The organism is Thermoleptolyngbya sp. M55_K2018_002 (assembly GCF_015295965.1).
Lineage (GTDB): Bacteria > Cyanobacteriota > Cyanobacteriia > Elainellales > Elainellaceae > Thermoleptolyngbya > Thermoleptolyngbya sichuanensis.
The window spans coordinates 23,622-32,259 of record NZ_DVEA01000262.1; the positions used below are offsets into that span (position 1 = coordinate 23,622).

2 protein-coding genes are annotated in these 8,638 nt (G+C 56.7%); one reads left to right on the forward strand and one right to left on the reverse strand.

Annotated elements, in window-relative coordinates; translation table 11 throughout:
* Positions 1-69 precede the first annotated feature (69 nt).
* Complete coding sequence (locus tag IGS51_RS13195; RefSeq protein ID WP_297078814.1) at positions 70-7,047, reverse strand: DUF4347 domain-containing protein; 6,978 nt, start codon at positions 7,045-7,047, stop codon at positions 70-72.
* Positions 7,048-7,906: 859 nt separating this feature from the next.
* On the opposite strand from IGS51_RS13195, the gene IGS51_RS13200 reads away from it, so the two are divergent.
* Positions 7,907-8,638 (forward strand): DEAD/DEAH box helicase (locus IGS51_RS13200; protein ID WP_297078815.1); only part of this gene is annotated, 732 nt, incomplete at its 3' end.

Here is an 8,638-nt window from a genome sequence, read left to right on the forward strand (position 1 = left end):
GATGAGTCTAAACGAAGCCGTGTGGCTTGCACTAGCGTTTCATTGCCCTGTCACCCAATCACGCCTTACTTAAGCAATCGAGATCTGAGCATGGGTCAGAGCCGCGCCAGCGTTGAGTTGAGCAATCTTCATCTGCTGACCCGCGCCGCTGCCGTCGAGGTCAAAGAACAGCGCTCCGGTCTTCTGGTTATAGACAAACCGCTCGGTTTCGGTCGCTGCCTTGCTGCCCAGGCGGAACTGCTCGGCGCTGATACCTTTGCCAATGGGCAGTTCTGCAAACTCTCGACCCAGCGTGATTTCGATGCGGTCTTCTGCGGCCTTGAAGTCGCGGATGCGGTTGCTGCCCTTCTTGTTGGCGGCAAGCTGGAAGGTGTCGCGACCTCTGCCGCCGATCAGCGTGTCTTTGCCGCTGCGCCCAATCAGCACGTCATCGCCCGCGCCGCCGATCAGGGTATCGTCATCCTGCCCACCGTTCAGCGTGTCGTTGCCTGTGCCGCCGTGCAGCCAGTCATCGCCCGAGTCGCCGGCCACCATATCGTCGCCGCCCAGCGCCCGGATGCGATCGCCCTTCTTCAGACCCACCAAAATTTCGCTCTGGTTGGTGCCCTTGAGGAAGTCGATTTCGTTGGTGCCCGGAAGGGTCGCGCGGTTTTTCATGGCTTCGCGGCGCTTCAGCCCGGCCAGCAGCCCGTCGCCCGTATTGGCATCTAGCACCTGATCAATGGTCTTCGTACCCAGGATCGCAGCCGCCAGATCCTTCGAGGTGTTGTTGACCAAGAAGCCCTGGAGTTCGCTGACTTCTCGCAGCAGCGCCGCCGCATTGCCCGGTTTTGCCAGCACCGCCTGGAGCCGCTGCACGCCTTCCGCCATGATGGTGGCGACCTGCTCGGCGATCGCCGTCACCTTGGCTAGCTCTGGCGCAGGGCTGACCATTTCCAGTGCGCCAACGGTCGTCTTCAGGATATTCGCCACCACCGAGCTATTGCTCAAATCCAGCGGCTTGCCCGGTTCAATCGCATCGGCGATCGCCCCTGTTACCAACATACTCAGCATTTCGCCCGATAGCCCCGTCGCCCCCCGCAGCAGCGTTGCCGCCTGATCCATCAGCGTGTAGATGGACACATGGGCCGCCATCACCTTGGCTCCGTTCGGGTCGCCGTCGCGCATGGCAATGATCGGGTCAAAGGTTCCCAGATCCAGCGTCTCAGGCAGCCCCAGCGCCGCCTTCACCTGAGCGGCGGCCGTCGCCACATCCACATCGCCCATCCGCACCAGCGCGTTAATCATGGTGGTGACTGGCGTGATCATGCTGTAGCCCACCGGAGCCGACAGCGGCACATCCATCTTCTCGTTGGTGAAGGTGTCGTAGCCGCCCACCGCCAGGATCTGTCCTTCGTCGGGATCAATCACGCCGCTTTCATTCTTGTCAAACAGTTCGGTAGCAAACTTCAGCTCGTAGGAGCCGTCGAAGCTGCTGATGGTGTAAGGCTCGTTCTCGTCCAGCACCCCATTGTTGTTGGCATCCAGGAAGATCGTAGCCCCCGAAATATATTTCTGGCTGATCCGTCCTACAGAAGCGCCGCCGCCCACGCTGAACTCCATAATCTTGAACGTCGCCAGGTTCTTCCGCCACTCTTTGCCAATCAGCTTGCCAAAGACCCGCACCCCAACCCGCGCATAGGCATCCAGGAACACATTCACCACGCCCTGAATCTGGAACAGGCTCAGCGGATTGCTCAGGCGAGACGTAATCTCGGTGGTGCGGATACGGCCGTCGCTGAGGTTAACAAACTCGCGAATACCCCGCGAATTGAGCGTTGCAATCGTTTGTGCGCCGACGAGTGGACGGAGGAAAGAAATATGGCCAATCTGCCGATTGATCTCGTTCCAGACTCGGCTATATTCCGAATCCCAAACTGGATTTCGAGCATTTTCGCCCACGTCGATCAGGTCGATGCCTGCCCTGCCTCGCAGACCCCCGTCAATGCGCCCTTCGGCAATGCCCACGTTCACCCCAAAGCCTGCGCCAATCGTCGCATCAACGGTAATTTCGTCGCCAGAGAAGTCGGTGACATAGAAACCATCAATCAGCCGGGAGGCAGCAGAACTGGAATAGCCCGCTCGCTGCCATTCCTGGAAACCAAAGGTGTCGTAGCCAAAGTCGAGGTTGGTTCGCACCCGGATATCGCCGAACAGTCTGCCTTCGAGCGGCCAAATCACGGGGAACTTCTGCTCCAGTCGGAGGTTGAAGTCCAGGTCGGGCATGTCATAGCGGAACAGCGTCGCCGTGCGGCCCAGCAGCAGGTTAATCGCCTGGTTGGGATCAGACAGGATAGGGAAGCCCAGCCCTTCGACCCGGTTTAGCGCGTTGATAAAGTTCCGCACACGCGAGTTGCTCGAAGCCTGGGTCAGGGAGTTTGTGCTTTGCCCTCTGGTGGTGCGGGGGCTGCTCTGCGACAGGCTGCTAGGTGCAGCATTGGTGTCTACGGTGCCAATGCTGTAGGAGCCAAAGTTGATGGCTAGGTTGCCGTCGCTGGCGGTGAGCTGGTTGAGGGCAGTGATGGCGGCATCTAGAGCGCTAATGGCATCGATGAACCGAGTGTCGATGCCGCGACCAAAGCGCCAGCGGCTGAGGGTGCTGACGACTTCTACGACCGTCGCCCGGCCGTCGCGGTTCTGGTCAAAGGGGCCCGTCAAGCCCAGGCTGCTGAGAATCCGAGTGTCAGCATTTAGGAAGTTGATGACCGGCCGGAAGGGTCTAATGGTGTTGTCGATGCGAGTGAGGACGGGTCGGGCAAAGCCAGAGATAAAGGAACCTAGATCTAGCGTGACGTTGTTGAACTCAAGCTGAGGGCTGCCCGATGAGCTGCGGCCGTCGCGATAGGTAAAGGCGTTCCACTTGAGCGCTAGGTCGAAGTTGATGGAGGGCATTCCCTCAAAGTTGGCAATGCCTGTGCGGGCTTTCATGCCCAGGTTTGGCGTGATGGCAAATTCGGTGCCAAATAGTTCACGGAAGCTGGAATTGGCGTTGCGTCGCCGCAGCTCGGTGAGGGTGAGGCGATCGCCATCATTGGGCGCACCCGGAATATTGTCGATGTCCTTCAGCAGCGCCTTAAAGCCGCCCGTCACCCGCGTAGGATTGGACAGATCATTGGTCAAGCTTGCCTGCAAGAAGCCCAGCGTCGCCTGGGCGCTGAAGTTATTCGACAGCGCAGCCGTCAGTTCTGCCCCAAAGAAAGTCTTACTGGGGTTCGTGTTGAAATAGAAGCCGAAATCATCATGGAAGCCGAAGGTTAGCCTCATGCCGCCGAGGACGCTGGCATTGGCAGAACCCGTGGTTCTCATGCTCAGCATTGGCAGGCCCATATTGCTATTCAGCCCGACGGAACCCAGGTTATAGGTCTGGGTCATGTCCAGCGTCACTTCAAACTGCTTCGCCTGACTGAAGTCGGTCAGCACTCGCACACCAGGCAGATTCCGACTGATGCGGTTTTGGAACTCGCCGACCGTGAGTTGCTCCTCATTGGCCATGCCGCTGACCAAGGTGCTGGTCAGGTTCTTTAGGAACGTAGGAACGTAGCGATCGCTCAGCGTTCCCAGAATCGGCAGAGAACTCCGCGCCAGGTCGTTGTCTAGCACCACGGCAAGCTGGGTCAGCGCCCCCGTCACGCCAGAGCGGAACTTCTCCACGTCAATTTCTGGCACATCCTGCACGTTGATCGTGAAGCTCTGAGTGCGGCTGAGGCTGGGCGACCCGTTGTCAAAGGCCGTGATGCTGAGATTGACCTGCTTTTCCTGTTCAAAGTCGATACTCTGACCAAACTTCAGCTTCAGTTGCCCATTCACCACTTCAAAACGCTGATCGCTAACCGTAAAGCTGTGGGTCTGGTTGCGATCTTGATCGGCAACCGTCAGGCGGCCAATCACCACGCCAGCATCGTTTTCCCGGACGGTGCTGTTGCTGAGGCTGATGCTGCTGGGTGCGTCGTTTAGGTCATTGACGTTGATGGTGAATTGCCGCTCGAAAAACAGCCCGCCTTGATCGGTCGTGCGGACGCGAATCGTGTAGCTTGGCTTGGTTTCAAAATCGGGAGCGTTGCGGATGCGGAGCTGGTTGCCAACGATGGTGAAGGCAGCATTGTCAGCCGAGCCAGCGCCCGATACCAGCGTGTAGGTGTGGGTATTGCCTGCATCGGGATCGGTGGTGGTGAACGTGCCGATCACACTATTCGCGGGCACGTTCTCATTCACGTTCGTAGCGCTGAACTCCAGTTGAGTCGGTGCTTCGTTGACGTTGTTGATGCCGATGTTGACCGTGCGTTCGGTGAACAATCCACCCTGATCGGTCGAACGAAGACGAATGCTGTAGCTATTCTTGGTCTCAAAGTCAGGTGAAGTATTGATCCGAAGCTGGTTGCCTACAATGCTAAATGCAGCATTGTCAGTGTCACCTTCGCCGCTCACTAGCGTATAGGCATGCGTGTTGCCTGCATCGGGATCGACTGTGCTGAGAATTGCAACAGCGCTGTTCGCAGGAAGGTTCTCATTGACGTTCGTGGTGCTGAGGTTAATGGCGGTCGGGGTTTCGTTCACGTTGTTAACCGTGATCACCATCTGCCGCTCAAAAATGCCGCCACTCTGGTCGCGCGATCGCACGCGGATGTTGTAGCTGGGCTTCGCCTCAAAGTTAGGCGATCCGTTAATTCGGAGCTGATTGCCGACAATCGTAAACGCTGCGTTATCCGTCGAGCCGACCCCATTCACCAGGCTATAGGTATGCACATCGCCAGGGTTGGGATCGACCGTCGAAAACGTGCCCACGACGGTATTGGCAGAAACGTTTTCATCAATGCTGGCGGTGCTGAGGCTAATGCTGGTCGGCGGCGCATTGCCCGACTCGTCTACATCCGTGATGTTGATCTGAACGGCTTTTTCATAAAACAGCCCATCGCGATCGATGGCGCGAATCCGAACCCGATACACCGACTTGGCTTCAAAGTCTGGCATATCGTTGATTCGTAGCTCGTTGCCCTCCAGGGTAAAGGCGGCATTGTCGTCGTCGCCCGCACCTGCCACCAGCAGATAGGTATGCTCGTCCTCTGCATCTGGGTCTACGGCGCTGAGCGTGGCCACCACTGTATCCGGCACCACATTTTCTTCAACGCTGGTGCTGCTCAGGGTAATATCCGTCGGAGCCTCATTTACGCTGTTGACGTAAACCGTCAGAACGCGGTCAAAGAAGCGCCCAGTCTGGTCGGTCGTGCGAACCCGGAGGCTGTAGCTGTTCTTGGCTTCAAAATCGGGTGACGTGTTAATTCGCAGCTCGTCGCCAACAATCGTGAACGCACCATTGTCGTCGTCGCCTGCGCCGCTGACCAGGCTGTAGGTGTGGGTGTCTCCCAGGTCGGGATCAATCGTACTTAGCGTGCCGACGACGGTATCGGCAGGGACGTTTTCCAACAGTTCATTGCTGCTGAGTTGCAGATTGGTTGGCGCTTCTTCCAGGTTGTTGATGTTGACCGTGAACACGCGCTCGGTGAATAATCCGCCCTGATCCGTCGTGCGAACCCGAATGCTGTAGCTGCTCTTGGTTTCAAAGTCGGGGGAGGCATTGATCCGCAGTTCGTTGCCGACAATCGTGAAGGCGGCGTTGTCTGCATCTCCCGCACCCGCCACCAGGCTGTAGGTGTGGGTGTTGCCTGTGTCGGGGTCAACGGTACCGAAGTTGCCAATTAGAGAATTGGCGGGAATATTTTCATCTCGTGTGGTGTTGCTCAGCGTCAGGTTGGTCGGCGTTTCGTTCACGTCGTTCACGTTGATAGTGAAGACGCGCTCAAAGAACAATCCGCCTTGATCGGTCGTGCGGACGCGGATGCTGTAGCTGTTCTTGGTTTCAAAGTCGGGTGAGGTGTTGATCCGAAGCTGGTTGCCGACAATGCTGAAAGTAGCGTTATCGGTGTCTCCCGCCCCTGCCACCAGGCTGTAGGTGTGGGTATTGCCTGCGTCGGGGTCAACGGTGCTAAGTCCACCCACTGTGAAACCAGCGATAACATTCTCGTTAACACTGGTGCTGCTGAGGTTGACATTCGTTGGGGCATTGTTCACAACTTGGTTGATGTTGAGCGCGATCGCCCCCGTAAGTGAATTAAAGCCATCAACCGAAATTTGGTAGGTTGTTCCGGCAGTTGTATTGAGGGTGATGCGACTTGCCAGGCTTCCCCCTGAGTCGTCGTCCGAAGCCACTAGATTGAGTGTGGCGAGCGTCGATCCGGTGTAGACAAAGAGAAATGTGTCAAAGCTACTGCCGATGGTGTCGATAACATACTGCCCGGTCGTGGGAGCCGTCCAAGACCACCACGCAGAGTTGACGGTGCCGCTTTGCGCTGGCTCACCCATCTCTGCTGTTGCGCCAACGTTGGAACCTGTAGTGGTGACGTTAGTGCCGCTCAGGAAAAATCGATTAGCAAAGTTGTCGTTGCCTGGACTGAGAATTCCTGAATAGAGGTGTCTGGCAGCTTCAGAAATGGCTGGCTGGGATAGGGTTCCAGTTCCTTGAGGAAAGCTGACTTCCAGTTCCCAGTTGCCGCCCAGAGATGCGCTTCCCGTGTCGGTGGTGGAGGCGACGATAGTGGCTCCAGTCAGTTGGTGCAGCTTTTGCAAAAACTCTGCCCCGGCTTCGCCTGCTGCGACACGGCAGCCGTAGAGGATTAGCATGGGCTGGCTCGGCGCGTTTGCGGCGGCGGAAAACCAGGACTGTAGTTCCCAGGCGTAGCGGTCGAGGGTTTCCAGCGAGAGGGGGCGATCGCCCAACCGCAAGCAGCCCGCGCTGCCGTGAGATACGATATGAACTTGGTCAACTTGTGGATATTGGGTCAGAACCGCTGTAATCTGCGCCACTGCATCTTGCTGTGAATCCAGCACCAGAGCACCCGCAGCATCCGCAACACCTGCAACCAACGTTTCAAAATCCGCAACGCTTCGATCAAACACGACGAGCGTGCGGGCGCTCTTGTGGATCGACAGGACTTGCTGAGTTGAACGGATCAAGGCAGATAAAGCCGAGTTAGAAACCGGGGAGGAAAGACAAACTGCGGACATAGCTTAAAGATCGCTCCTGAGCAACGATGAAACAGCAGGTGAATGAACTGCCCAAAGCAATGCCTGTGCGCCAGAACAGGGCAAACTTGAGACAGCACAACTTGACGCTCTGCAAACGCAGAGGCGCAGGACATACAAAAGCAAACCGGCAAAGGTAAACTGGGTGAAACGTGAGGGGGCTAGGACAAGCGCTAGAAGGAAGCACGACGCAACCCCTCGGAACAGTGCCCCCGCTGAACGAACAGACAGGGTGCAGACGAGCGCATTTTGATTGGAAAAACTTGTCTTGTCCGCTTTGATGTGGCGGGAGCTACACAGGGAAGAAGACCAGACGTAATTTAGGTAAGGCTGCTGGGTTAGCAGATTTACAACTTAGCGACTCATCTCTAGGGCGATCGCAACGCGGTACAGAAGGCTAAAATGCAATCTCCATATCAGAGAGTCTTTGGGGAACTTAGACGGCACAATTTTGCTCAACACAACCCTGAACTCGTATTCTGAACTCGTATTCTGAACTTATATTTTGAATATCTATCTTTAGGCAGAGGTGTAGCGTCCTGAAACTCACGGTTAATTATGCGCTTTACAGAAAAAATACAGAAGCAATTGGCGTGTAATTACTGACGACGCAAAGAATAGAGTGTGACATTTCGCATGGAGTGGTTGGTAAACGTTGCCGCTCACATGCCGACAGAAGGCGCAAATGCTCCCGCAGGATGGATACGCGACTCTCTGGAAGGGTTGCGCTAACGTATCTCATCGCCCCAGGCATTCTCCAAAGTTCTCAGTCGTTCCAGCCAACTTGTGAATGCTTCTGGGTAGCACTTCTACCGCTGAGGTAATTTATGATCCGGTAGAGGGCGATCTAGGTTCGGGGTTTGCAGCAGGCAAGCCGTTTGAGGCAATTCCCGATGGCTGGAGATGCCCCCTTTGCAAAGCCGAAAAGCTGTTTTGCCCTATGAAGAGGCGATCGCCCCCCAGCGCTGCTCAACCCAGCACACCCAGCCTTGCACCCATTGTCGAATGGTTTCGGCGGCAAGGCTGGGAGCCATTGTCATTTCAGCAAGAAACCTGGGAGGCTTTTTTGGCGGGGCGCAGCGGTCTGGTTCAGGTGCCCACTGGGTCTGGCAAAACCTATGCGGCGGTCATGGGGGCGATCGCCGCTATGCTGCACGACCCCAAACCAGGGCTGCAACTGCTATACCTGACCCCACTGCGATCGCTCTCCCGCGACATCGAGCAATCCATCCGCCGCCCCATCGAAGACATGGGCTGGGATCTGCGGGTCGAGTCGCGCACAGGCGACACCAGCGCCAGCCGCAAAGCCCGCCAGCTCAAAAATATGCCGCAGATTCTAATCACCACGCCAGAATCGCTTGCTCTGATGCTGTCCTACCCTGGAGCGGAGACGCTTTTTGGCAATCTGCGGGCGGCGATTTTGGACGAGTGGCATGAGTTGCTTAGTTCCAAACGGGGGACCCAAACCGAACTCTGCCTTTCGGCACTGCGTCAATTGCGCCCGTCGCTGCAAACCTTGGCC